Here is a 23,120-nt window from a genome sequence, read left to right on the forward strand (position 1 = left end):
GGCGGATAGTATTTAGTGAGACGGGGGATAATTTCTAGGAAACCTATTGTGACAGGAGTGGCTACTTTGGAGAAACAGACGACAGAGAATAACCGCAAAGATTCTCAGCAAAATAAGAAGTCTGGGCAGACTCTAAGTACGTCACTGGATGAAATGATGGACCTGTTTCGGCAAATATTTAAGGACGATGGAACCCTTAGAATCAGAGTGATAAATAATGAGGGCAGTGAAGCTCTTCGCTTCGGGTTAGTTTATGTTGACGGGATGGTTGACAGGGAAATGATCCAGTACGGAGTGATTAAGCCCCTAATGAAATTTGATTTTACGGCAATGGATAGCGGGAATACAGCTGAACTGATGGAAAAAATCCGGACGATGGTTATTAACATTAGCGATGTAGTCTGCTCTACGAGTTTGGATGAGATGGTTAGCGGGGTCGTAGCTGGAAAAACACTATTTCTGATGGATGGCTTTGCGGGTGCGCTAAACATTAGTGCACAGGGGTGGGAAACGAAGGCTATCGCGGAGCCTTTGACGGAAAAAAGCGTCAAGGGTCCAAGAGAAGGTTTTACAGAGTCGCTGCTTGTAAACTTGACTCTCATTCGCCGAAGGGTGCAAAGTCCGGACTTAAAGTTGATTTATGGCCAGGTCGGGGTTCGTTCCAAAACAGAAACATGTATTTGTTATATTGAAGGTTTGGCCTCACCGGATGTTGTGAAAGAGCTGCAGAACCGAATTCAGCAGGTGGACATAGATGTTGTATTGGATACGTCTATTCTTTCGGAGCTTATTCGAGATGAACCCTTTTCACCCTTTGAAATGACGGGAAGCACAGAACGTCCTGATTCTGTAGTGAGCAAAATGATGGAAGGTAGAGTTGCCTTATTAATGGAAGGCAGTCCTTATGCAATGACAGTGCCCTATTTGTTTGTGGAGAATTTTCAGGCTAGTGCTGATTATTATATTAACTATTACTTTGGTTCATTTAACCGAATGATAAGGGTACTTGGGGCCTTTTTGTCTATTAGTATTCCTGCTTTGTATGTAGCGTTGGTTACCTATAGTCAGGAAATGCTGCCTACTATGTTGTTGCTCAGTATTTCAACGTCGAGAGTAGCCGTTCCTTTTCCGACTGTGGTGGAGGTCTTGTTCATGCTAACGATATTTGAAATTCTGCGAGAGGCAGGAGAACGAATACCGACCTACATTGGTCAGGCGATTAGCATCGTAGGTGCGCTTGTACTGGGTCAGGCGGCTGTAGAAGCGAGAATCGTCAGCGCTCCTATGATTATTGTAGTAGGTCTAACGGGAATTATGGCTTTGCTCAACCCTAGATTGACGGGACCTCTAATCGTGGTAAGGTCACTTTTGCTGTTCGCAACCTTTTTTCTAGGATTGTACGGGTATTTTCTGGGTGTGATCGGACTAGTGATTCATTTGATGAGTTTACGTTCCTTTGGGGTCCAGTACATGCTTGGAATAGGCTCTATTCATCCGCAAGACATTAAGGATACAGCTATAAGGGCGCCGTGGTGGCATATGTATCTACGTCCGGCGATGATTGGGGCACGTAATCGAAAGAGAAAAGCGACAAATAAAGCAAGGAATCGGTCATGAGGAAAATGAAAAGAGGATTGCTAGCTTGTATATCGCTATTATTTCTGATCAGTATCTTAGGCTGTTGGGATTACACCGAGATTGAAGATAGGGCAGTTGTAGCAGGCATTGGCATCGATAAAGATTCTGACGGTAAGCTGTTAGCGACGGTCGAAATCGTGGATACGAAAGAGGGGATGAAATCTAGTCAAGCGGGTTATAAGATGGTTAGTCTTTCAGGTAAAACGATGTTTGATATTGTACGAAGCATGATTTCAATAACGGGAAAGAAACTATTTTGGAGCCATTCCAAGGCGATCATTCTCAGTGAGGAGGTAGCAAAGGAAGGGGCTGTAAAAGTGATTGATTGGTATAACAGAGATACAGAAACTCGGTCGGATGTTTACGTGTTTGTGTCTAAAGGGAAGAAGGCTCAGGAAGTAATCAATTTAAACAGCTCAACAGAGACTATTATGTCATATGGTCTTGCGCAGCAGATGGCGATTGAAAAAAATGTGAGTACGGCTCCGGTTGTGGAGATTTGGGACTTTATCGAAAAGCTGGAGACACCCGGGGATTGTGCTATAGCTCCTCTTGTATATATTCATGAAAAAAACGGTCAGAAGAATCCACGTGTTAGTGGAACAGCTATATTCAAAATGGACAAAATGATTGGCAAGCTAAGCGGTGATGAGACCAAGTACATGTTGTTTGTTAAAGATGATATTAAGGGAGGGGTGTTAACCGTGAATAATGAAGAGGGAACCCCCGACTTTACACTTGAGATTTTCTCTAATGAAACAAAGATAAAGCCTGTTTGGGTCAACGGTAAGCTCCAATTACAGATTCAAACGATCACACATACCGGGCTTGATGAGGTGATGACTACTGAAGGATTTACGAGTCTAAATAGTAAGAACGTTATAGAAAAGCGTGCTGCAAAGGAATTAGAGGAGAATATGCGCTCTGTAATTAAGAGGGTGCAGTCGGATTATCATACCGATATTTTTGGATTTGGGGAGAAAATCCATGAGAATATGCCTAAGACCTGGTCCGAGCTAGATAAAGATTGGGAACGGGAATTCTCTGATCTAGATGTGGTTGTAAATTCAACAATAATTATTGAGAGCAGTGCTCAAAACTCAAGATCTATCCAGATCCATCAAGAGTAGGTGATTAATTGGCTGTTATCGTTGTGCTGATCTACTTTTTTGTTGTACTGTTGGACCCTTACGGATTGTTAAAGCAAGGGATGAAACGTGATTTTTATGTGTGTAGTACACTGTGTCTGTTTTCATTCTGTATTGCTTTTGCATTGGCCATGAAATGGCAGCTTCCTAGTCCTTCGCCTTTAATTGTAAGCTGGATCAGCAAGTTATTCTAGTTACAAGCCAAGAGGAGATTTAAGCATGAAAAAAGAGATCATACCCACAGGGCATTCTATAAGTATTGTTGTTCTATTTATTATTGGGACCTCACTATTCATGGGACTGCCGGGAAAATCGGGCAACAGTAGCTGGATTGCTCTGCTTATGGCCATATCGCTAACGGTTCCCCTGCTGTTTATGTACGCCAGATTTCATGTGCTTTTTCCGGGTAAGGATCTATTTGATCTATTGATCACGGTATTTGGGTCTATCTTCGGGAGAGTAGTTTCCTGTGCGTATATATGGTATGCGCTGCATATGGGGGCGCTCGTCCTAAGGAATTTTGGGGAATTTAGTAAAACGGTTGCCTTGACAGAGACGCCTATGATTGCACCCATGTTATGCATGGCACTGTTATGTATTTGGGTGGTTAAGGCAGGAATTGAGGTGATTGGGAGATGTGCTAAGCTATTTCTACTGCTTCTTTTGGCTGAGGTTTTTTTTATTGAAATCTTAGCGATCCCCAAGCTCAAGTATCACTATTTGAAGCCTTTTCTTGATACTGGATGGTCACCGGTATTTGCAGATGCATGGGGAACATTTACCTTTCCATTTGCTGAAATTGTTCTTTTTATGGGAGTATTCAGTCATTTGCCGGCAAAAGAATCAGCCAAAAAGATTCTGCTAAGCGGATTGTTGATTTCTGGTGGGGTGATTTTGCTCGTTTCTCTGCGGAATTTACTGATTCTCAATCCTGAAATTGTTCAAAGCTTATACTTCCCCTCTTATGTAGCGGTTAGTCGGATTAATATAGGGGATTTTTTGACTCGAATGGAGGCATCCTCCGCAGTTGGATTTGTAATCACGATATTTATAAAGGCCAGCATATGTTTATATGTGGCTAGTGTTGGAGTTGCTAAGTTATTCAAATTGAAGAGTTACCGATCCGTTGTGCTTCAGCTGGGATTGATTGTGGTTTATTTCTCTCAATTTATCTTCAAGGATATTATGGAGATGCAACATTTTGCCTATACAATTTATCCTATATATGCACTTCCATTTCAGGTGATTATTCCACTGGTATTGTGGATTTGTGCTGAAATTATGGTTAATAGAAATAAACATAAGCAGGTAGCTACACAGCAATAGAACTACGTTCGACCATTCCTGATCTCTTGATGAGATTAGGAATTCTTTGATTTCTAAACTGTACCTAAGTTAGCTATAATGATAGATACATAGAATGGTTGTTTTAGAAGAGAGGGAAACAGGTATGAACGTCAGCAACATCATTATGTCCTCTTATTGGGGTAGAGAGGTTAGACATAAATATATCACGCAAGGCTCAAAGACATTGGCTGTTATTTTTCCAGGTAAAAATTACTCGACTGAACGCCCTCTGCTAGATTATGCGGCCAAAGCAGCTCGGGAACATCATTGCGATGTCTTGCTGCTTGAGTATGGCTACCAGAGTGCGAGAGTAGGATTTAAGCGCGATGAAATGATTATTCTCATTCAGGAGTGTAAGGCGGCCATTGCATCGCTTCCTGACTACAAGAACTTTCTATTTATCAGCAAAAGTGTGGGGGCGGTCATCGCAGGGAGAATTGCAGAAGAGCTGGAAATACAGAAAAAGACGTCCCATCTATTTATAACACCATTACCTGAGGCGATTCCTCTGATTCAGCAAAGTCGCGGGACTGTAATTTATGGCGGGGGCGATCCTTTATTCAGTGAGCAGCATTCCGGTGAAATTAGTAGACTTCATCATTTAAAAGTGTATAGAATCGATGATGCTAATCATAGTCTTGAGGTAGATCAGGTCAACGAGTCACTGGCCATTCTGCTTGTTATTATTAATTTTTATCATGAATTTTTCCGCGATGCATTAAGTACATAATCTTGGGAGGATGCTGAACATGATTTTGGAAGCTGCGATGCTACAAGTGAAGCCTGGTTTGACTTCTGATTTTGAAAAGAGCTTCAAGGAGGCATCAAGCTTAATTTCTTCAATAGAAGGCTACATGGGGCATGAACTGCAACAGTGCTTGGAGGATGATCATAAGTATTTGCTTCTTGTGAAGTGGAGAACGCTTGAAGATCACACCATAGGATTCAGAGAATCGAGCCAGTATCAGGAATGGAAGGCGCTACTTCACCATTACTACGATCCATTTCCGGTAGTTGAACACTTTACCCGTATTAATCTGGACTAAATGGAGGAACTCGAGTGAAGGCGAAGCTTGTCGGGAAAGGTAGAACAGCTGAGATCTGGCAGCATGAGGATCAGAAGATTCTAAAGTTGTACCTAGAGGATGTTTCAGAGCAGAATATTAGCCGAGAATATAAGATCAGCCAGTTTGTGCACTCGCAGGGCGTCCGGACACCACAGCCATTTGAACTCATTTCTGAACAATCAAGACAAGGTATTGTATTTCAACAAATTAAAGGTCCCTCCCTGCTAAAGGTGATGGGTGAGAAGCCTTGGAAAGTTAGTATGTATGCCAGAATGATGGCTAGGCTTCACTATGATTTGCATAAGCTTGAAATTACTGAGGAGATCGGACAGCAGAAGGATATGTTGAAGTGGAATATCATGGGGGCTCCAATGCTTAGTGAAGATGAGAAGTCAATCATTCTGAGCTATCTGGAGAAGCTACCACAAGGAACTCATTTATGCCATGGTGATTTCCATCCTGACAATGTGCTTATGGACGATCAGCTCTGGGTAATCGACTGGATGACAGGAGTGGTGGGAGAACCGGCGGCCGATGCTGCTCGATCCGTAGTGATGTTCAGTATGGGAGCTATGCCCCCTGGTGCCTCTGCCTTATCGAGAATGATGATAGGTTTTATTAGAAAGAAATTAACCAAGGGATACATTCGGGAGTATCTCCATTTATCAGGATGTACTTATGAGGACATAGACCGCTGGATTCTGCCTATCGCTGCCGCGCGTCTGGTGGAAGGACTTCCGCCACCGGAGAAGGAGCTAATAGTAAAAGAAGTTCGTAAACGTCTACAAGCCATAATCGAGGTCCCAAGCTGATCATGATAAGAAACGGAGTGTGCTCATGACTACCTATATTGCATTGCTGCGTGGCATTAATGTCGGCGGCAACAAAATCATTAAGATGCAGGATCTGAAGACAATGTTGCAATCCCTTAGCTTTCACAATGTACGGACGTATATTCAGAGCGGAAATGTAATATTTGAAAGTGATGAGGAATCGGAGAGCTTTCTTAGCGGAGTTATTGAACGTCAGATTCATGAGGTGTTTGGTTTTGAAGTCTCTGTTATAATTCGTACACTGGCTGAGATGGAGAAAGTACTCGCAAACAATCCTTTTCAGCTATCCGAGCCAGAGGCGTTCAAGAAATGGTATGTCTCCTTTTTACCGGCTGAGCCTTCAGTCGAGGCGCTTGATAAGCTGCGTATTTATGAGGATGGAGCAGATAAAGTGCGTTTTGTCGGCAGAGAGATGTACATGTTATATGAGGTCAGTGTGAGCCAATCGCCGCTTTTCAAGGTTCCTTTTGACAAAATATTGGGTATGACGCTTACAGCACGTAATTGGAATACGGTGAATAAGCTCATTACTATGGGCAGGATGGAATAGTCTATTTCTGATTGCGATTTGAACAGAAAGGCGCCACAGTTGTGGGGCTTTTTTTTGCGTTCCGGGAGCTTTATTTATTCAGCAAACATTCAGCGTGCACTCATTGAGAGTTAAGGTAAGGGTGAAATAATACACCTACGGAAAGATTGAGCCGGGAACACAGAACTGCCGGTATATAGATGATCAAAGGATAGGAGTGGATGGAGATGAGTGGGGTCAAAAAAATCAGTTCGGATCTTATACTGTGGCTCATTTTATTACTTGCTGCTTTTTTGTACGGTTATGGGGTTTGGAATGACCATTATGTGAATACATACTACACCACCGCGGTGGGAAGTATGCTGCAGAATTTTCATAATTTCTTCTTCGCTTCACTGGACTCTGCGGGTTCAGTAACGGTGGATAAACCACCGGTTACCTTTTGGATTCAGACGCTTAGCGCACTCATTTTCGGGCTGCATGGCTGGAGTGTGATTCTGCCTCAAGCCCTTGGGGGCGTTGGTTCTGTATTACTAGTATATCTGCTAGTAAAGCCTACCTTCGGTAGAGCGGCAGCACGTATAGCAGCATTAGTCATGGCGACTACTCCGGTAGCAGCAGCTGTCAGCCGGACAAACAATATTGATGCATTGCTAGTGTTTACACTGCTGCTCGCGGCATGGTTTCTATTCAAAGGAACGAAGAGCAACAAGATGGGCAGTCTTCTCACCGCATTTGCATTAATCGGTGTTGGGTTTAATGAGAAGATGCTGCAGGCATACATGGTTCTACCGGCTTTTTATCTCTTCTATGTCTTGGCTGCCAAAGTGAACTGGAAGAGGAAGACGGGGGTGTTGGCGGCCTCCACAGCAATATTGCTTGTAGTCTCCTTATCCTGGGCAGTGATTGTGGATTCGATTCCCGCCAGCAAACGGCCTTATATCGGCAGTAGCGGCACGAATTCAGTGTTGAATCTTGCCTTTGGTTATAATGGCGTTGCCCGATTGACGGGGGATCGCGGGACAGGCGGAGGCGGAGGCGGGATGCCTCCTATGAACGGTGGCGAGATGCCGAATATGAATGGTGAAATGCCAAACATGAATGGCGAGATGCCCGCCATGAATGGGGCAGGCGGTAATAATGGCACGGATGGTGGACGTGGAGCATTTTCGGGTCAGCAAGGCACAAATTCGCCTACGAATAGCCAGACTGGCGAGGATGATGGAGGCTCACCAGGTCAACCTCCTAGTGGATCAGACAATCAAGGTCGGCAATTCGGAGGCGACGACGGCGGCGGGCGAGGAGATCGCGGCGGCATGAGTGGCGGTGGAGGCGGGATGTTCAATACGGGTACAGCAGGCCCGCTGCGACTGTTCCAATCAGAGCTGTCAGGACAGGCTAGCTGGCTGCTACCTTTCGTATTGCTTGGTTGCATTGGATTATTTGCCAATCTGCGGAGAAGGAACTTTACCCAAGCTCATAAGGAAGTGATCTTCTGGTTAGCATGGCTGGTGCCCGTTATGGGATTTTTCAGTATCGCAGGTTTCTTCCATCAATATTATCTGGTGATGATGGCTCCGCCAATTGCTGCGCTAGTTGGTGCAGGATGGTCAAAGCTGTGGACGTTATATCGCGAGCACTCTGGTGGGCTGTCTTGGCTATTGCCCGCTGCAACACTGGTTACAGCAGGTTTCGAGTGGTACATTGTTCATCCTTATGACGATACAATTGGCAGTGGCTGGTCCATTGGTATTTTAGCTGCAGGCATAGTGGTTTCACTGGTGCTGTTAGTTCTTAAAGGCAAGAAGAAGTCCTTTATTTATGCGACAGGCATAACAGCCGTATTAGTATTGTTAATTGGGCCGCTCTACTGGGCAGCTACTCCAATTACCTATGGCTTGAACAGTCAAACCCCTGAGGCAGGCCCGAGCAGTAGTGAGGGTAAAGGGGGGATGGGCGGCAACTCAAGCAATTTTGGACGTAATAGCGCCACAAGTGCGAATGAGAGTCTGTTGTCCTATTTGGAGGAAAACAATACGGGTGAGCCTTATCTTTTTGCTACCTTAGATTATGGTACAGCAGCTCCGTATATCGTTGATAAGGGTGCTTCAGTCGTAATTCTGAATGGATTTTCTAACTCAGACACCGTATATACCCAAGATAGCCTAAAGGCTTTTGTAGAGAGTGGAAAGGTAAAATACTTCCTGATCAATAGCGGTGGTATGGGTGGTGGACGCGGAGGTAACTCCGAGTTGACGACTTGGATCACGGAGAATGGTACAGAAGTTCCAACAGCTGATTGGGCAGGTAACGATGCAGGAAACAGCGGAACATTATACAAAGTCACTTTAAATTAGGCGAATGTTCATAATATGAGGCGTGTTATGAGATGAATCTAACACGCTTCATTATTCAAATTTAAGGAGGAGCTGCTCATGAGTACCAACGTGCGCTATTCCATTGTTATACCGATGTTTAACGAAGAGGCGGTTATTCAGGAGACTTATCGCCGGATCAAAAAAGTAATGGGTTTGACGGGTGAAGTGTATGAGCTGATCTTTGTGAATGACGGCAGCACAGACAATTGTGCCCAGATGATTGAGGAATACAGTTACTGGGATGAAAGTGTGAAGCTGATCGATTTATCGCGTAACTTCGGGCATCAGATCGCGATTACAGCTGGGATGGATTATGCCCTAGGGGATGCAGTCGTCATTATTGATGCCGATTTGCAAGATCCGCCGGAACTGATTCTGGACATGATTGCGGAATGGAAGCAGGGTTATGAAGTTGTATATGCCAAAAGGATCAAGCGAAATGGAGAATCCTTGTTCAAAAAGTGGACGGCCAGCCTCTTTTATAGAGTGCTTCGTTATTCAACTGACATTTCTATCCCTGTGGATACGGGGGATTTTCGTCTCATAGATCGTAAAGTATGTGAAGAGCTCAAACGTCTGCCAGAGAAGAATCGATTCGTTCGCGGCCTGGTCAGCTGGGTCGGTTTCCGTCAAAAAGCTATTGAATATGAGCGTGATGAACGTCTGGCTGGAGAGACTAAATATCCATTGAAGCGCATGATCAAGCTCTCTATGGATGGAATTACTTCCTTCTCTTATAAGCCGCTGAAGCTGGCAGGATATCTTGGCGCATTGCTATCGGCTTCTGGTTTTCTATACCTGATGTACGTGCTTTATCTGGTGATTTTTACGGACTCAGCCGTTAAGGGCTGGGCATCCATGATTGGGATTACACTAACCTTTAATGGGTTTGTACTCATTATGTTAGGGATTCTGGGTGAGTATGTCGGCCGGATTTATGATGAGACCAAGGGACGTCCGCTCTATATTGTCCAACAGTTCTATGGGGGTAAGGAGCAGCAGAGCGTTCGCGAGCAGCAAGCCATTCATCGTTAATAACTGCAAGGGAGGGATTCATCGTGAAGATTAGAAAAGCGGTTATTCCCGCCGCGGGCTTAGGCACTCGATTCTTGCCTGCAACTAAGGCTCAGCCAAAGGAAATGCTGCCCATAGTGGATAAACCGGCGATACAATATATCGTAGAAGAAGCTGTTCGATCCGGCATTGAGAGCATCATTATCGTGACGGGCCGCAACAAAAAGTCGATTGAAGATCATTTCGATAAATCAGTGGAACTGGAACAGACGCTTTTGGAAAAAGGAAAAGAGGAGCTGCTTCGTGAAGTCCAAGCGATTAGCGAACTGGCCAGCATTCATTACATTCGGCAAAAAGAGCCGCTAGGACTAGGTCACGCTATCCTTTGTGCGGAACAGTTCGTTGGGGATGAGCCTTTCGCTGTTCTGCTCGGTGACGATATCATGGTCTCGGAGGACCCGGCGCTACTGCAAATGATGAGACTGTATGAACAAGATGAGAAGACCATCGTCGGTGTTCAGCAGGTGCCTCGGCAGGAGGTTCATAAATACGGGATTATTTCATCTAGCGGTTCTTTACAAGGCGTTCACGAAGTAAAAGGCTTAGTAGAAAAACCCTCCCCAGAAACTGCACCTTCAGAGAATGCGATTATGGGGCGATATATTTTGGAGCCTTCGATATTTTCGGTGCTGGCTAAGCTTGAGCGTGGGGCAGGCGGCGAATATCAGCTGACAGATGCTTTGCACGAGGTATGTCGTAATGAAGGTCTGCTGGCGTTGGATTTGATCGGACAACGTTATGATATCGGCGATAAATTTGGCTATATTCAGGCTACGCTGGAGGTCGGTTTGATGCGTGAGGAGCTGCGTCCATTGCTAGTTCCGTATTTGCAGAAGCTGGCGGCTAGTCTGAGGGAAGGTGAAGAAGTGGGGGCGTTACCTTGGGGTACACGCTAGGGATTGAAGGAAACTGTTCCAAACGACCAGAACATCGTTATTCGGCGGTGAGATTAGGTTGGTTTGGGGCAGTTTTTTTGCGTGTCGCGTAGAGAGAGTTAGCGGATAAGTGTACTGTATACAATTAAAAAGTGTATCATTCGGCTACGTATCGACTTAGTTGCACTTGATACACTTATTTCTTCGTAATCCAACGGAAATACATTTTTCGACTGTCTTTAGTTGCACAAACTACACTTAAAAAAGTCATAGGGGAGCTAAAGTATGAAATAGCTGCACCAAGTGCAGTTATATTTTGTTATATAAAAAATCCGGAGGACAGATTCCTAAGAATCGTCTCCGGATCTATGTTTTAAGTCATTGGTTAAGCCTTTAGCACATCATGATCCACGTAACGTGCACCGTTCAGCTCACTTATCACATTGATCGCTACCTTCGCGCCATCACCTGCTGTAATAATGGCATGTACACTTACTCCGGCAACGGTACCTGCAGCCCAAATGCCTGGGATATTTGTTTTGCCTTCTGCATCAACAGCGACTACAGTTTTGATTCTAGGCTCTGTACCATCTTTTGTCTCCACGCCAGCTTTAGCGGCTAGATCCGTAAGGGCACCCGTTGCAAGAATGACATGCTTCGCTTCATAAATGATTCCGTCTTCGGTTTCAATGACGAATCCGTTGCCGCTGGATGTGAGGTTGATAGCTTGTTCTGAAACCAGCTCAGCGCCAAATTTAACGGCTTGCTTATGTCCGGTTTCTACGAGATCAGGACCACCTACTTCGGAAATTCCATAAAAGTTCTCGAACCATCCTCTGCGGGTCATGCCCTTATCATTGTCGATCAGCAGCGTTTTTTTGCCCGCCTTGGCGGCGAACAGGGCTGCGCTTGCACCGGCGGGGCCGGCTCCAATTACGGCGATTTCGTACATTTTTTGACCTCCTAAAAGTTTTGCGGAGCGTGGCTCCTTAGAATGGACAACATAGCAAAACTACTTCGTAAGCATGGGCTTAAGTTTTGTGAAGCAAAACTCGCATCGTAGACATAGGCTTAAGTCTATCACCTATTATAACGGTTGTTACTCTCTCTTGGCTAATCCTTCCTCACAAGGAAGGGTCACCCTAAAGGTTGTTCCCTCACCGAGGGTGCTGCTTACACTAATCTTGCCGTGATGTGCCTCGACGATAGACTTGGTAATAGAAAGGCCGAGGCCGGATCCACCGTATTTACGTGTGCGAGAGGAATCGCTGCGGTAGAAGCGATCGAAGATATGCGGGATATGCTCCGCAGAGATCCCGCAGCCATTGTCCCGTACCGTTAGAACGGCCTCATGTTCTCTAGCATGTAAAGAGAGATGTATGGTGCCAGATTCGGCATCCGTATGCTGAACTGCATTGTGGAACAGATTCAGAATCACCTGCTTAATCTTATTGGGCTCGTATTTCCCACGGATGCCATAGGAGATATCAAAGGTAACCTTGCGCTGATCCGCCAACAAGAGCAGATGTGGCTTCATTTCGGAAATCACTTCTCCGAGGAGTAAGTCTGTCATCCGCAGTTGAGGGGCGCCATCCATTCGAGCGAGTAGAAGTAAATCCTCTACCAGCTTGTTAATTCGTTTCGATTCGCCATGCATGCTTCGCAATGAATTGTACAGCTGTTCTTTATTATCCGCGGCACCACGCAGTAAGACCTCCAGAAAGCCGTGGATCGAGGTCAGCGGCGTTCTCAGCTCGTGAGAAGCATCTGCAGCGAAGCGGCGCATCTGTTCCTTGGCTTCCCGTTCATTATGAAAGGATATTTCGAGACGCTCGAGCATACCATTGAATGAAAGAGCCAGCTTGTCGATTTCGGCCTGTCCTTGATTAATTGGAAACCGAATATCCAGATTGCCGGCATCAATGATCTGGGCGGACTCTCCCATGTTTGAAAGAGGGACCAGCGTCTTTCGAAGAGCAGGCAAGTATAGGAAGAAGCCGGCCATTAAAGCAATCACTGACAAGCCTGCGTAGATCAGCAGCTGCTGCATGATCACATCCGTCAATGGCCCCGTACTCACACTCATTTGTACCAGCAGTCTAGTATTTCCGGGTCTATAGAGATTCATGAATATCGCTAGATGCTCAGTGCCGTCTTCAGCTTGGATGAGCTTATAATTTCCTGTTGCGCTATCGGTGGTGTGAGTAAACAGAGCATCGTATTGTTCGTTTGTCAGTCTTGGTGCAGCTATATCCGAGAGGGTCATTTGCTGTAAATCCCGGAAGATACCCTCCGAGCTGTACATGGCGAGGGTCGTGTGGGCATCAAGCAGAAGCGGACGCCTATTCTCGCCAGTTCGAAGTTCGCTTGGCATTTTATTCATGCCTTCTCTTCCCAAAGGGAGATTGCTACTATGCTCGGTGTTTCCCTCATTCGGAGTTGTAACGTCCTCGTCATAGGAATTGAAAAAGTTGAAAAACATCTCACGAGGAACAGAACGTATTTGCGCTTCCATAGACTCCGCTCTATTGCTGTATATGAAATCTCTCATGAGTATATATTGTAGTACTCCGATTAGTAGCAGCAATCCTGATAGAATGAGCAGTGAAATGGCTAGCAGCTGCTTGCGCAGGGAACGTGGTGCAGGCAGCTTACGAAACCATTTAGAGATGCGCGTACTCATAGATCTACCCGGTAGCCTGCTCCCCGCAGGGTACGGATAATACGGTGCTCCTTATCCCCGAGCTTCTCGCGAAGCGAACGGATATAGACCTCAACGATATTTTCCTCACCGCCAAAATCATAGCCCCACACCTTATCAAGAATCATGGGCTTACTCAGTACAAGACCGTGATTAATAACGAGATACTGCAGTAACTCGTATTCCGTGGGGGAGAGTTCAAGCACTTCTTCCTTGAAACGAATTTCTTTTCGGCGGCTGTCAATGCGGAATGGACCGCAACGGACCTCCCCTAGCAGACCCGGAAACTGATTGCGAAGCCGCGCTTGAATTCGGGCAAGCAATTCATCGAAGCTAAAGGGCTTGACCATATAATCGTCAGCACCAATAGTGAGTCCCTTGACCCGATCGTCCACTTCATCCTTTGCAGTCAGCATAATGACGGCAATTTCCGTCTCTTCCGAGCGAAGGTAATGACATAACTCGAATCCATCCATACCGGGCATCATGACATCTAGGATGGCTACATGTGGCTTGAATTCAGCAGCGACAGAGATAGCTGTGATCCCGTCGGGTGCGGTTCTGACTTCAAACCCTTCGTTAAGGAGACCCAGCTCCAGAAATTGTAGTATATGAGGCTCATCATCTACGAGCAGTAGTCGAACGCCTTGGGCTGCTTTCATTATAGGTACCTCCAAATCAGTGATAGATAGCTACATTATGACATATTCGGTTGAATGTTTGCTGAAGATCCGTCCCTATGCATTACGATTAAATGAGTCGTTTTTTCTTTCGTGCTGATTCAAAGGGGTTAATTTAGTTATAAGTAATATTAATGTGTTTAATAACAAACAAGGTTAAAAAATTCGGATTTTCGAAAATGTGATAAAAGGGTTTTGACGGCGGATATAGAACACTTTACAATAAGGATAATCTCCTGATTTTGGCGAAAGATTCCCATTTTAGGTTAGATCATCCGATCGTGTTATATTTCCTTCCACGTTTTATTCAACTTTGTCCATCTTCCTATCAAGGCTCATTTCTTTCAAGTGTATTTCCTATGATTTCACTTCTTTCTGGAACTTCTGTTCATTCAACCTGTGCTTGCTGAACTTCATATCACCCATAAGTCAAGGGAGGCTTTTCCATGAAGAAAAAGGAAATGGTAGCCATGCTATTGGCTGGAGGCCAAGGCAAAAGATTGAAAGGTTTAACCAAATCGCTTGCCAAGCCCGCTGTCTATTTTGGAGGGACCTATCGGATCATCGACTTCCCTCTAAGTAACTGCTCCAATTCAGGTATTGATACAGTTGGTGTGCTGACTCAATATGAGCCGCTTATCCTGCATTCTTACATCGGAGTAGGCAGTGATTGGGATTTGAACCGTAAGAACGGTGGGGTATTCGTATTGCCACCGCATGAACGCGAGAATGGAAGCAGTTGGTATCGGGGAACAGCCGATGCGATTTATCGGAATCTTAAGTTTGTGGATCAGTTCGATCCAGAGCATGTTCTTATTTTGTCCGGTGATCACATTTATAAAATGGATTATCACGCTATGCTTCAATACCACAAGGAAAGAAACGCCGATTGCACGATTTCTGTAATTGACGTTCCGCTGGAGGAAGCCAGCCGATTTGGAATTTTGAATACGGAGGACGATCTGAAGATTTACGAATTTGAGGAGAAGCCCTCTCAGCCCAAAAGCACATTAGCTTCTATGGGAGTGTATATTTTCAAATGGGAGATTCTTCGTAAGCATCTACTGGAGGATGGGGAGAATGTAGGATCATCCCATGACTTCGGCAAGGATATCATTCCTTTAATGCTGGAGGACGGAAACTCCTTATTTGCCTACCCTTTTGAAGGATATTGGAGAGATGTAGGTACAGTAACCAGCTTATGGGAAGCGAATATGGATTTACTGAGCGATACCCCACCGCTTAATCTAAACGATCCCAGCTGGCGCATTTTTACACGTAATCCGAATCAACCTGCCCAATATGTCGCCCCTGGGGCGAAAGTGTCAGGCTGCATTATTAATGAAGGCTGCATTGTGCATGGCGAAGTGAATCACTCGGTCCTTTTTTATGGCGTAGAAGTGGGTGAGGGAAGTGTAATTACGGACTCTGTGATTATGCCTAAGGTTAAGATTGGCAAGAACGTACGCATTCATAAAGCGATTATAAGCGAGAATACGGTAATCGACGATTATATGGAAATAGGCATCGAACGGGAGAATGAGAATGAAATTCTTCTGATCGACAATAAAAGCAAGAAGCGAAAATCAGTTGTAGCCAAAACCATATAATCAAGCTAAAACGCCTTCGGCGTCCTTCTAAGGACGGTAAGCGTTTATGCGAGATTTATAAGGATAAAGTATATGGTGAAACTTATACTTTCTTATAAATTATAAGAGGACGGTGGATTCCGATGAAGCAACTCATGGGTGTAATTAATCTGGATCATGAACTCGATAAACTAAATGAACTCACTTATTTCCGCTGTGGCGCAGCCGTACCTTTTGCCAGTCGTTATCGGTTGATTGATTTCGTGCTTTCTAATATGATGCGTGCAGACTTAGAGAGCGTCGGTCTGTTCGTCCGCCGTAAATACCGTTCTCTAATGGACCATCTGGGTGATGGTAAATCCTGGGATATGAACCGCAAACATGGGGGCCTATTCATTTTGCCTCCGGACTGGAACGATCCAACGGATACTTCTCTCGGGGACTTACAGCATTATCATAACAATTTGGATCTTTTTAAACGGGGATCTGCTAAATATATCGTGTTTTCCGGCAGCCAGCATATCAATACGATCGACCTCCAAGACTTGTACAGCTACCATCTGGAGAAGGGCGCCGACGTTACAGTGGTGTATAAAAAGATTGAGGAACTGCAGCCAGAGCATGATCTATGCCAGCGTATTGAAGTAGACGAAGAAAATAAGGTAACCAATATCCATCATGAGAAGGACCATCCTAATTTATATCTGGATATCTTCATTATGGAGAAGAAACTGTTCTTGGAGCAGGTGGAGCATTGCATTGCGCATGGAGAGAGTTATTTTTTCCGTGATGTAATTCAGAAGAACCGACACAAATTTAATATTGCCGCATACGAATATCATGGCTATCATGCCGTAATTAATTCATTGGAGAGTTATTATAAGAACAGTTTGGAACTGCTCCAGCAGGAGAATTACTTCAGTTTGTTCAAAGAAAGTCCGGTACAGACGAAGATTAAATATGAGGCTCCAACCCGATACTTGGAGAGTGCTAATGTCAGCAATTCACTGGTGGCTAACGGCTGCATTATTGGTGGAACCGTGGAGAACAGCGTGATTTTCCGGGGGGTTCAAATACGTAAGGGCGCGAAAATCATCAACTCTGTAATTATGCAAAAGTGCGTCATTGAAGAGAATGCAGTCATTGAGAACGTGATTATGGATAAAGACGTACATTTGAGTAAGAATCGAATTCTTGTTGGAGATAGCAAACGTCCATTCGTCATCGCCAAGAGCAGCAAGATCTAACGACTGGATTAGATGAACTAAGCAGTATTAACCTATCTGATCTAATGGCACAGTCTACTGCACTTCTAAAAAAAGCATTTGTCAGGAGGACCTACTGTTGTTTAACGATAAAGAATCTTTCAAACAGGTATTCCGTGAGACCCTCATTGGTAAATTAGGTAAACCACTTGAGGAAGCCTCGAATGCCGATGTCTATAAAATACTAGGCAACATGATACGCGAGAACGCCGGGAAAAATTGGGCAGAAACCAACCAGAAATATAAGATCGATAAAGATAAGCAGGTTTACTATTTTTCAATGGAGTTCTTGATCGGTAGGCTTCTGGGGAACAATCTGCTGAATATGGGCGTACTGGAAGTAGTACGTGAAGGCTTAGCGGACCTTGGCTTCTGTTTGCAGGATATCGAGGAGGAGGAGGCGGATGCTGGGTTAGGGAATGGAGGTCTAGGTCGTCTGGCCGCTTGTTTCCTGGATTCACTCGCCTCTCTGCAATATGCAGGACATGGCTGCGGCATACGGTATAAATATGGCCTGTTCGAGCAGAAGATCGTCGATGGGTATCAGGTGGAACTGCCTGATTACTGGCTGCAGAATGATAATGTATGGGAAGTGCGCCGCGAAGACAAGCAGGTTGAAGTTAGGTTCTGGGGGGTTATTGAGACCCGCGAAGAGAACGGGCGGCTTATCTTTGAGCATAGTCAGTATGAGGCCGTTCGTGCAGTTCCATATGATGTTCCTATCATTGGGGCAGACCGCCGGCATGTGAATACACTGCGAAACTGGAGTGCGGAATCCATTACACAGCCTTCTAGAACCTTTGGTTCCTTTGCTGGGACGGATTATCATAAGTTTCTGGAGTATAAGCGTTCTGTAGAATCCATTTCGGAGTTCCTGTATCCAGATGACTCTCAATACGAAGGCAAGCTGCTTCGCCTGAAGCAGCAGTATTTCCTCTGCAGCGCGGGGCTGCAAAGTATTTTGCGAACTTATGCCAAGCTTGGGCTCCCTATTGAATCGCTGCCAGACAAGGTAGCTCTCCATATTAATGATACACATCCAACGCTGGTGATTCCTGAATTGATGAGGATTCTGATGGATGTACATGGCTTAGGGTGGGATGAGGCATGGAGTATCACGACGCGTATGGTCTCTTATACCAATCACACTATTCTGAGTGAAGCGCTTGAGAAATGGCCTATTCAAATGGTTAGGGAGCTACTGCCACGTATTTTTCTAATTATTGAAGAGATCAATGCCCGTTTCTGTGGCGAGCTTATGAGTCGTTATCCGGGGGATCAGGATCGAATTGCGCAGATGGCGATTATTCATGATGATCAGGTCCGGATGGCTCATCTGGCGATTGTAGCGAGCCATAGTGTCAATGGAGTAGCGGCGCTGCATACAGAAATATTAATGAAGCGCGAGATGCGACTTTTTAATGAAATGTATCCACACCGTTTCAATAATAAGACGAACGGAATTACCCATCGGCGATGGTTACTGCATGCCAATCCGGACCTGGCTAATTTGATCAATCAATCGATAGGGACCCGTTGGGTGAGCCATCCTCAAGAAATGATTGGCTTGATTAAATATTGTGAGGATGCTTCCTTCCAGGAACAAGTAGCCAGTATTAAGCGCCAGAATAAGCTGCGTCTTGCAGAGTACATCTATAGTAAGCATTCGGTACATGTAGACCCCGATTCTATCTTTGATGTACAGGTGAAACGTCTGCATGCCTACAAACGCCAGCTGCTTAATATTTTGCATATTCTGCATTTGTATAATCAGATCAAAGATAATCCTTTGATGGATATGGTCCCGCGCACGTTTATATTCGGAGCAAAGGCAGCACCAAGCTATCATCTGGCGAAGCGGATTATCAAATTAATTAATACAGTTGCAGAGGTAGTCAACAAAGATCCCGATGTTAAAGGAAAGATTCGCATCTTTTTCCTTGAAAATTATTCGGTATCCCTAGCAGAAAAGATCATTCCTGCGGCGGATATCAGTGAGCAGATTTCTACCGCCAGCAAAGAAGCGTCAGGCACCGGGAATATGAAGTTTATGATGAATGGTGCATTGACGGTAGGTACGATGGATGGCGCTAATGTGGAAATGCATGAGATGGTGGGGGACAACAATATGTTCCTGTTCGGACTTCGTGCGGAGCAGGTCATGGATTACTACCAACATGGCGGTTATCATGCGCGTGACATTTACAACGGGGATAGTCGTGTGAAAGAAGTACTGGATCAGTTAATCAAACCAGGACCTATATGTTGTCATGCTACGGAGTTTGAGAGCATCTTCCATTCTCTTCTGGATAATAACGATGAATTCTTTGTGCTTAAAGATTTCGCTAGTTACGTTGAGACACACGTTGAAATTGATCGGGCATATCGTAACCGACAGGAATGGCTAAAGAAGTCCATTATTAACATTGGTCATTCCGGTAAATTCTCCAGCGATAATACAATTAGTCGTTATGCGGCAGAGATTTGGAATATAAGCCCAGTTCGACTGTAGGCCATCGGAAAAAAGCTGTCTTATAAGTAGGTATCCCCTACAACTAAGACAGCTTTTTTTTGAAATATAAGACATAAAGTATAAGTTTCACACCATACTTTATGTCTTATATTTCTCGCTTAAACGCTTACCGTCCTTATGAGGACGACGAAGGCGTTTAAGCTTGACCTATCAGAAAGTATATATTTGTGAGAGGATTTTTAGATAGCTTCCGATACTAATGCTGCGAACCGCTCCAGAAACCGGCGTTCTTCATCATCAAAGCGATCCTTGAGCGGACTATCGATATCCAGTACGCCAAGCAAGCGGTCATCCTTTATTAAAGGCACAACAATCTCGCTGTTAGAGGCTGCATCACAGGCAATATGACCTGGGAATGCATGTACATCTCCTACTACAAGCGTGCGTCGCTCTGCTGCTGCCGTTCCGCACACCCCGCGGGATAGTGGAATTCGAATGCATGCAGGGAGGCCTTGAAAGGGTCCGAGTACTAGCTCCTTACCGTCAAATAAATAAAATCCAGCCCAATTCGTATCCGGCATAGCGTGTTTAAGCAGTGCCGAAGCATTAGCTAGATTGGCTGTAGCACTTGGTTCGTCCTTCATCAATGCTTCGAGTTGGGTTAGAACGGCTTCAAACTGCTCGCTGCGCGTTCCATCATATGGCATAGCTTGAAACATGAAGCATCACCTTCCTGTACTTTAAAGTCAATATGAAACCATAACTGTAACTAACAACATAGTACAGCTATGTGGGGTACGTCAAGACACAACATTGTTTTGTAATATTTTGTAGTACGCTATGATCTGTATAAAGTGTTGAGCCCTTACGATGATGTTTCCAATGAACTGTCATAGGGTAATGCAAGAGTAAATACCGAAGGCTTTGTAGCCAGAAGGAGTGGAATATGCGCGCCGATGTACAGAACTTGTTCATAGGAATTCACATGCTTTATTGTGCACATGATAAAGATGTGACGATCTCGGAGATGCTGCTCGGACTGGAAGACATGGGGTATCGTGTAGGAGAACGCGAAGTGAAACAGGAATTGGAAAAGCTGACGCTGGACAACTTTCTGACTGCACATAGTGAAGGGTACAGTATCACTGGCACGGGTATTGAAGAGTTCAAGGATATTCGAGCCAAACTTCAGGTGTTGTGTAGTGAAGTCGTGAATTGACGGAATGGAATCATTAATCGGTAAGGTTATTAAAAAGCGTTTGGATCAAGTGGTGAGTGTGCCGCCTGATCCGGGCGCTTTTTACAATATAAGATGTTAAAAAATTAGAACTTTTAGCTTAAGGATATACTCTTGAATGATGTATAATTGATAAGTTGAAGGGGGGGCGGAGAATTGTATCTATGCAATGGAGTGACACCTACACTGTTTGGTAGAAGATTAAAATTATGTGCTATGACTACTGAGCATGCTTCAGCATTATTTCAGGTATGGTCTCATCCGGACGTTTCTCTCTGGCTGGGTGCACCGGCGTTATCTTCTATAGAAGAAACGAAACAGCTTATTGAACTACTATCACAGATGGCTCAGGAAGATGAGAGCTTACGTTGGAGTATTATTGGACCTGGGGAGGAAGTCATAGGTAGCTGTGGTTATAACCATTGGCAGCTTCAGGGAGCTTACCGTGGTGAAATAGGCTGTGATCTGTCACCTGCCTTTTGGGGACTTGGATATATGAAAGAAGCGCTTGAGCTTGTACTCGATTTTGGCTTCAATATTATGGGCTTGAATCGAATAGAAGCACTTTGTCATCCTGATAATATCCGTGCGGAGAAGCTGGTAAATGCGCTTGGATTTCAGAAGGAAGGCGTATTGCGTCAATATCGGCAGATTGATTCCGGCTTTCAGGATGCTGCTCTTCATGCTCTGCTGCGCGAGGAGTGGCAATTCACATAATACATAAAGAGAGGGTTTGGAACATTGAAGTCAACAAGGGATTTAGAACGCAAACTAATATTAACAGGGGTACTACTGGCTACGTTTCTGGCCGCTATTGAGGGGACTGTAACGGGGCCAGCGGGGCCGGCGATTGTTGGCGATTTTCAGGGAATGCAGTGGCTGAGCTGGATATTTACTTCATATTTATTGGCAATGGCTATTACAACACCTATTTTCGGCAAAATCAGTGATCTATTCGGACGCAAGCCTGTATTCATGTGGGGAGCGGCTGTTTTTTTATTAGGCTCATTATTATGCGGCATATCGCAAAGTATGGAACAGCTGATCCTGTTTCGCGCGATACAGGGGATCGGTGCGGGTGCACTTATTCCAATGACCTTTACGATTATCGGTGATATTTACAGCATTGAAGAAAGAGCAAAGACGCAAGGGTTGCTAAGCTCTGTTTGGGGGATTTCCTCTTTGGTAGGGCCGCTGCTTGGGGGCTATGTTGTCGATTACTTAAGCTGGCGCTGGGTATTTGTATTTAATCTGCCATTTGGTGTGTTGGCAATGATATTTATTGCGCGCTACCTGAAGGAAGAGAAGGTGCGTCGGAAGACACAAATCGACGTGGCAGGCGTTCTTCTTTTTGCAGCAGGGATGGGGGCTCTACTCTTTGGACTTTCTACGGGAGGGCAGAACCTGGCATGGACCTCTCCATTACTACTCGCAACACTGGGTGCAGCGGTTATCCTGCTAATCCTGTTTCTGTTTGTGGAGCGCCGTGCACCAGAGCCTATGCTTCCGCTGAACCTATTCTCAAATCGTAACATCGCGGTATCAACGGGTGCTAATCTGCTGGTAAGTACATTAATTATTGGACTTTCTACGTATATTCCCTTATGGGTGCAGGGCGTATCAGGAAAAAGCGCTGCGATCTCAGGCTTGCTGCTTGCTCCAATGTCCGTAGGTTGGATGTTTGGGTCAATCGCAGGTGGACGAATGATTCTGCGGGCAGGTTCTCGCCGAACTGCAATGCTTGGATTGATGATGATTGCTGCCGGAGCTATTGGTCTGGTTTTCTTGACCGGAGAGTCTTCGCAGCTAATCCTCTTATGCTTGATGCTGGTCTGTGGAGTAGGGTTCGGATACTCCTCTACGGTCTTCACGATTATCGCGCAGTCCTCGGTTGCGTATGATCAACGTGGCGCATCCACAGCGCTTAATGCATTTACAAGGTCACTGGGTCAGACCATTGGGGTGGCTATATTTGGTTCCTGGCTGAACTTGAATATTGATCAGCTGCTGCGAAAACAACCAGATTCAAACGTTACAGGTGATGACATTAATAAGTTGCTTGGCTCGCATACAGGAACTAATCTGTCTGGTGAAGTATCAAACAGTTTGCGTGGTGCACTTGAAGGGGGACTTCATTCGTTATTTATCATGATGGCAGTTTTCGCGGTGTTGTCGTTAGTAATATCTTGGGGTTTGCGCAAGGGTGTACCTTCCGTTGAGGACGCTACTTCGTCTTTGAAAAAGGCATAATTCATTCTCTAAATCACATAAAGAAGCCCGACCAGG

The 23,120-nt window shown here is 45.0% G+C and carries 21 protein-coding genes; 17 read left to right on the forward strand and 4 right to left on the reverse strand.

Features of this window, described 5'->3' with window-relative positions:
• The first annotated feature begins 66 nt into the window (after positions 1–66).
• The 11 genes from R50345_RS02680 (at position 67) to galU (ending at position 10,910) form a co-directional block, all read left to right on the forward strand.
• Entirely contained in the window at positions 67–1,617 is a 1,551-nt protein-coding gene (locus tag R50345_RS02680) for a spore germination protein (protein ID WP_156114710.1), read from the forward strand.
• A complete protein-coding gene (locus R50345_RS02685; protein WP_042123870.1) occupies positions 1,614–2,768 on the forward strand; it encodes a Ger(x)C family spore germination protein in 1,155 nt (384 codons plus the stop codon). Before R50345_RS02680 ends, R50345_RS02685 begins: the two co-directional genes overlap by 4 nt.
• Before the next feature lie 8 nt (positions 2,769–2,776).
• A complete protein-coding gene (locus R50345_RS02690; RefSeq protein ID WP_042123872.1) occupies positions 2,777–2,980 on the forward strand; it encodes a hypothetical protein in 204 nt (67 codons plus the stop codon).
• Between the two features lie 25 nt (positions 2,981–3,005).
• The gene (locus tag R50345_RS02695; protein ID WP_042123873.1) at positions 3,006–4,112 is read left to right on the forward strand and encodes a GerAB/ArcD/ProY family transporter; all 1,107 of its coding nucleotides are present in this window, start codon (positions 3,006–3,008) and stop codon (positions 4,110–4,112) included.
• Positions 4,113–4,236: 124 nt separating this feature from the next.
• A complete protein-coding gene (locus R50345_RS02700; protein WP_042123874.1) occupies positions 4,237–4,863 on the forward strand; it encodes a hypothetical protein in 627 nt (208 codons plus the stop codon).
• Positions 4,864–4,882: 19 nt separating this feature from the next.
• Positions 4,883–5,179: an antibiotic biosynthesis monooxygenase family protein gene (locus R50345_RS02705; RefSeq protein ID WP_042123875.1), complete on the forward strand. Its 297-nt coding sequence runs from the start codon at positions 4,883–4,885 to the stop codon at positions 5,177–5,179.
• A 14-nt stretch (positions 5,180–5,193) separates the two neighbouring features.
• Positions 5,194–6,012, forward strand: a complete 819-nt coding sequence (locus R50345_RS02710; protein WP_042123877.1) for a phosphotransferase family protein — start codon at positions 5,194–5,196, stop codon at positions 6,010–6,012.
• Positions 6,013–6,037: 25 nt separating this feature from the next.
• Positions 6,038–6,583 (forward strand): DUF1697 domain-containing protein, encoded by a 546-nt coding sequence (locus R50345_RS02715; protein ID WP_042123882.1) that lies wholly within the window; start codon positions 6,038–6,040, stop codon positions 6,581–6,583.
• Between the two features lie 206 nt (positions 6,584–6,789).
• Positions 6,790–8,919, forward strand: coding sequence for a glycosyltransferase family 39 protein (locus R50345_RS02720; protein ID WP_052414441.1), 2,130 nt, complete (start codon positions 6,790–6,792; stop codon positions 8,917–8,919).
• Between the two features lie 78 nt (positions 8,920–8,997).
• Positions 8,998–9,975, forward strand: coding sequence for a glycosyltransferase family 2 protein (locus R50345_RS02725; protein ID WP_042123886.1), 978 nt, complete (start codon positions 8,998–9,000; stop codon positions 9,973–9,975).
• A 23-nt stretch (positions 9,976–9,998) separates the two neighbouring features.
• The gene (gene galU, locus R50345_RS02730) at positions 9,999–10,910 is read left to right on the forward strand and encodes a UTP--glucose-1-phosphate uridylyltransferase GalU (protein WP_042123889.1); all 912 of its coding nucleotides are present in this window, start codon (positions 9,999–10,001) and stop codon (positions 10,908–10,910) included.
• A 364-nt stretch (positions 10,911–11,274) separates the two neighbouring features.
• On the opposite strand, the gene R50345_RS02735 is transcribed toward galU, so the two are convergent.
• The 3 genes from R50345_RS02735 to R50345_RS02745 form a co-directional block, all read right to left on the reverse strand.
• On the reverse strand, positions 11,275–11,841 hold the full coding sequence (locus tag R50345_RS02735) for an FAD-dependent oxidoreductase (RefSeq protein WP_042123891.1): 567 nt from the start codon (positions 11,839–11,841) through the stop codon (positions 11,275–11,277).
• A 147-nt stretch (positions 11,842–11,988) separates the two neighbouring features.
• Positions 11,989–13,572: a sensor histidine kinase gene (locus R50345_RS02740; protein ID WP_042123894.1), complete on the reverse strand. Its 1,584-nt coding sequence runs from the start codon at positions 13,570–13,572 to the stop codon at positions 11,989–11,991.
• On the reverse strand, positions 13,569–14,252 hold the full coding sequence (locus R50345_RS02745) for a response regulator transcription factor (protein WP_042123896.1): 684 nt from the start codon (positions 14,250–14,252) through the stop codon (positions 13,569–13,571). The genes R50345_RS02740 and R50345_RS02745 overlap by 4 nt, the downstream gene beginning before the upstream one ends.
• 464 nt (positions 14,253–14,716) lie before the next feature.
• Here R50345_RS02745 and R50345_RS02750 point away from each other — a divergent pair, with 464 nt between their 5' ends.
• The 3 genes from R50345_RS02750 (at position 14,717) to R50345_RS02760 (ending at position 19,636) form a co-directional block, all read left to right on the forward strand.
• A complete protein-coding gene (locus tag R50345_RS02750) occupies positions 14,717–15,880 on the forward strand; it encodes a glucose-1-phosphate adenylyltransferase (protein ID WP_042123898.1) in 1,164 nt (387 codons plus the stop codon).
• Between the two features lie 122 nt (positions 15,881–16,002).
• Complete coding sequence (glgD, locus tag R50345_RS02755; protein ID WP_042123900.1) at positions 16,003–17,106, forward strand: glucose-1-phosphate adenylyltransferase subunit GlgD; 1,104 nt, start codon at positions 16,003–16,005, stop codon at positions 17,104–17,106.
• Between the two features lie 97 nt (positions 17,107–17,203).
• The gene (locus R50345_RS02760) at positions 17,204–19,636 is read left to right on the forward strand and encodes a glycogen/starch/alpha-glucan phosphorylase (RefSeq protein WP_042123902.1); all 2,433 of its coding nucleotides are present in this window, start codon (positions 17,204–17,206) and stop codon (positions 19,634–19,636) included.
• 200 nt (positions 19,637–19,836) lie between these two features.
• Here the strand turns inward: R50345_RS02760 and R50345_RS02765 are convergent, their stop codons facing one another.
• On the reverse strand, positions 19,837–20,316 hold the full coding sequence (locus R50345_RS02765) for a GAF domain-containing protein (RefSeq protein ID WP_042123904.1): 480 nt from the start codon (positions 20,314–20,316) through the stop codon (positions 19,837–19,839).
• A gap of 227 nt (positions 20,317–20,543) precedes the next feature.
• Here R50345_RS02765 and R50345_RS02770 point away from each other — a divergent pair, with 227 nt between their 5' ends.
• The 3 genes from R50345_RS02770 (at position 20,544) to R50345_RS02780 (ending at position 23,084) form a co-directional block, all read left to right on the forward strand.
• The gene (locus R50345_RS02770; RefSeq protein ID WP_042123906.1) at positions 20,544–20,816 is read left to right on the forward strand and encodes a hypothetical protein; all 273 of its coding nucleotides are present in this window, start codon (positions 20,544–20,546) and stop codon (positions 20,814–20,816) included.
• Between the two features lie 174 nt (positions 20,817–20,990).
• Positions 20,991–21,551, forward strand: coding sequence for a GNAT family N-acetyltransferase (locus tag R50345_RS02775; RefSeq protein WP_042123909.1), 561 nt, complete (start codon positions 20,991–20,993; stop codon positions 21,549–21,551).
• Between the two features lie 24 nt (positions 21,552–21,575).
• Positions 21,576–23,084: an MDR family MFS transporter gene (locus tag R50345_RS02780; protein WP_042123910.1), complete on the forward strand. Its 1,509-nt coding sequence runs from the start codon at positions 21,576–21,578 to the stop codon at positions 23,082–23,084.
• Positions 23,085–23,120 lie beyond the last annotated feature (36 nt).

The organism is Paenibacillus sp. FSL R5-0345, from assembly GCF_000758585.1.
In the GTDB taxonomy this organism is placed as follows: Bacteria; Bacillota; Bacilli; order Paenibacillales; family Paenibacillaceae; genus Paenibacillus_AQ.

Bases quoted from the DNA above. Each gene is read 5' to 3' on its own strand.
- R50345_RS02685 (WP_042123870.1), top strand. From the start codon at position 1,614: ATGAGGAAAATGAAAAGAGGATTGCTAGCTTGTATATCGCTATTATTT.
- R50345_RS02695 (WP_042123873.1), top strand. From the start codon at position 3,006: ATGAAAAAAGAGATCATACCCACAGGGCATTCTATAAGTATTGTTGTT.
- R50345_RS02700 (WP_042123874.1), top strand. From the start codon at position 4,237: ATGAACGTCAGCAACATCATTATGTCCTCTTATTGGGGTAGAGAGGTT.
- R50345_RS02705 (WP_042123875.1), top strand. From the start codon at position 4,883: ATGATTTTGGAAGCTGCGATGCTACAAGTGAAGCCTGGTTTGACTTCT.
- R50345_RS02715 (WP_042123882.1), top strand. From the start codon at position 6,038: ATGACTACCTATATTGCATTGCTGCGTGGCATTAATGTCGGCGGCAAC.
- R50345_RS02720 (WP_052414441.1), top strand. From the start codon at position 6,790: ATGAGTGGGGTCAAAAAAATCAGTTCGGATCTTATACTGTGGCTCATT.
- R50345_RS02725 (WP_042123886.1), top strand. From the start codon at position 8,998: ATGAGTACCAACGTGCGCTATTCCATTGTTATACCGATGTTTAACGAA.
- R50345_RS02735 (WP_042123891.1), bottom strand. From the start codon at position 11,841: ATGTACGAAATCGCCGTAATTGGAGCCGGCCCCGCCGGTGCAAGCGCA.
- R50345_RS02740 (WP_042123894.1), bottom strand. From the start codon at position 13,572: ATGAGTACGCGCATCTCTAAATGGTTTCGTAAGCTGCCTGCACCACGT.
- R50345_RS02745 (WP_042123896.1), bottom strand. From the start codon at position 14,252: ATGAAAGCAGCCCAAGGCGTTCGACTACTGCTCGTAGATGATGAGCCT.
- R50345_RS02750 (WP_042123898.1), top strand. From the start codon at position 14,717: ATGAAGAAAAAGGAAATGGTAGCCATGCTATTGGCTGGAGGCCAAGGC.
- glgD (WP_042123900.1), top strand. From the start codon at position 16,003: ATGAAGCAACTCATGGGTGTAATTAATCTGGATCATGAACTCGATAAA.
- R50345_RS02765 (WP_042123904.1), bottom strand. From the start codon at position 20,316: ATGTTTCAAGCTATGCCATATGATGGAACGCGCAGCGAGCAGTTTGAA.
- R50345_RS02770 (WP_042123906.1), top strand. From the start codon at position 20,544: ATGCGCGCCGATGTACAGAACTTGTTCATAGGAATTCACATGCTTTAT.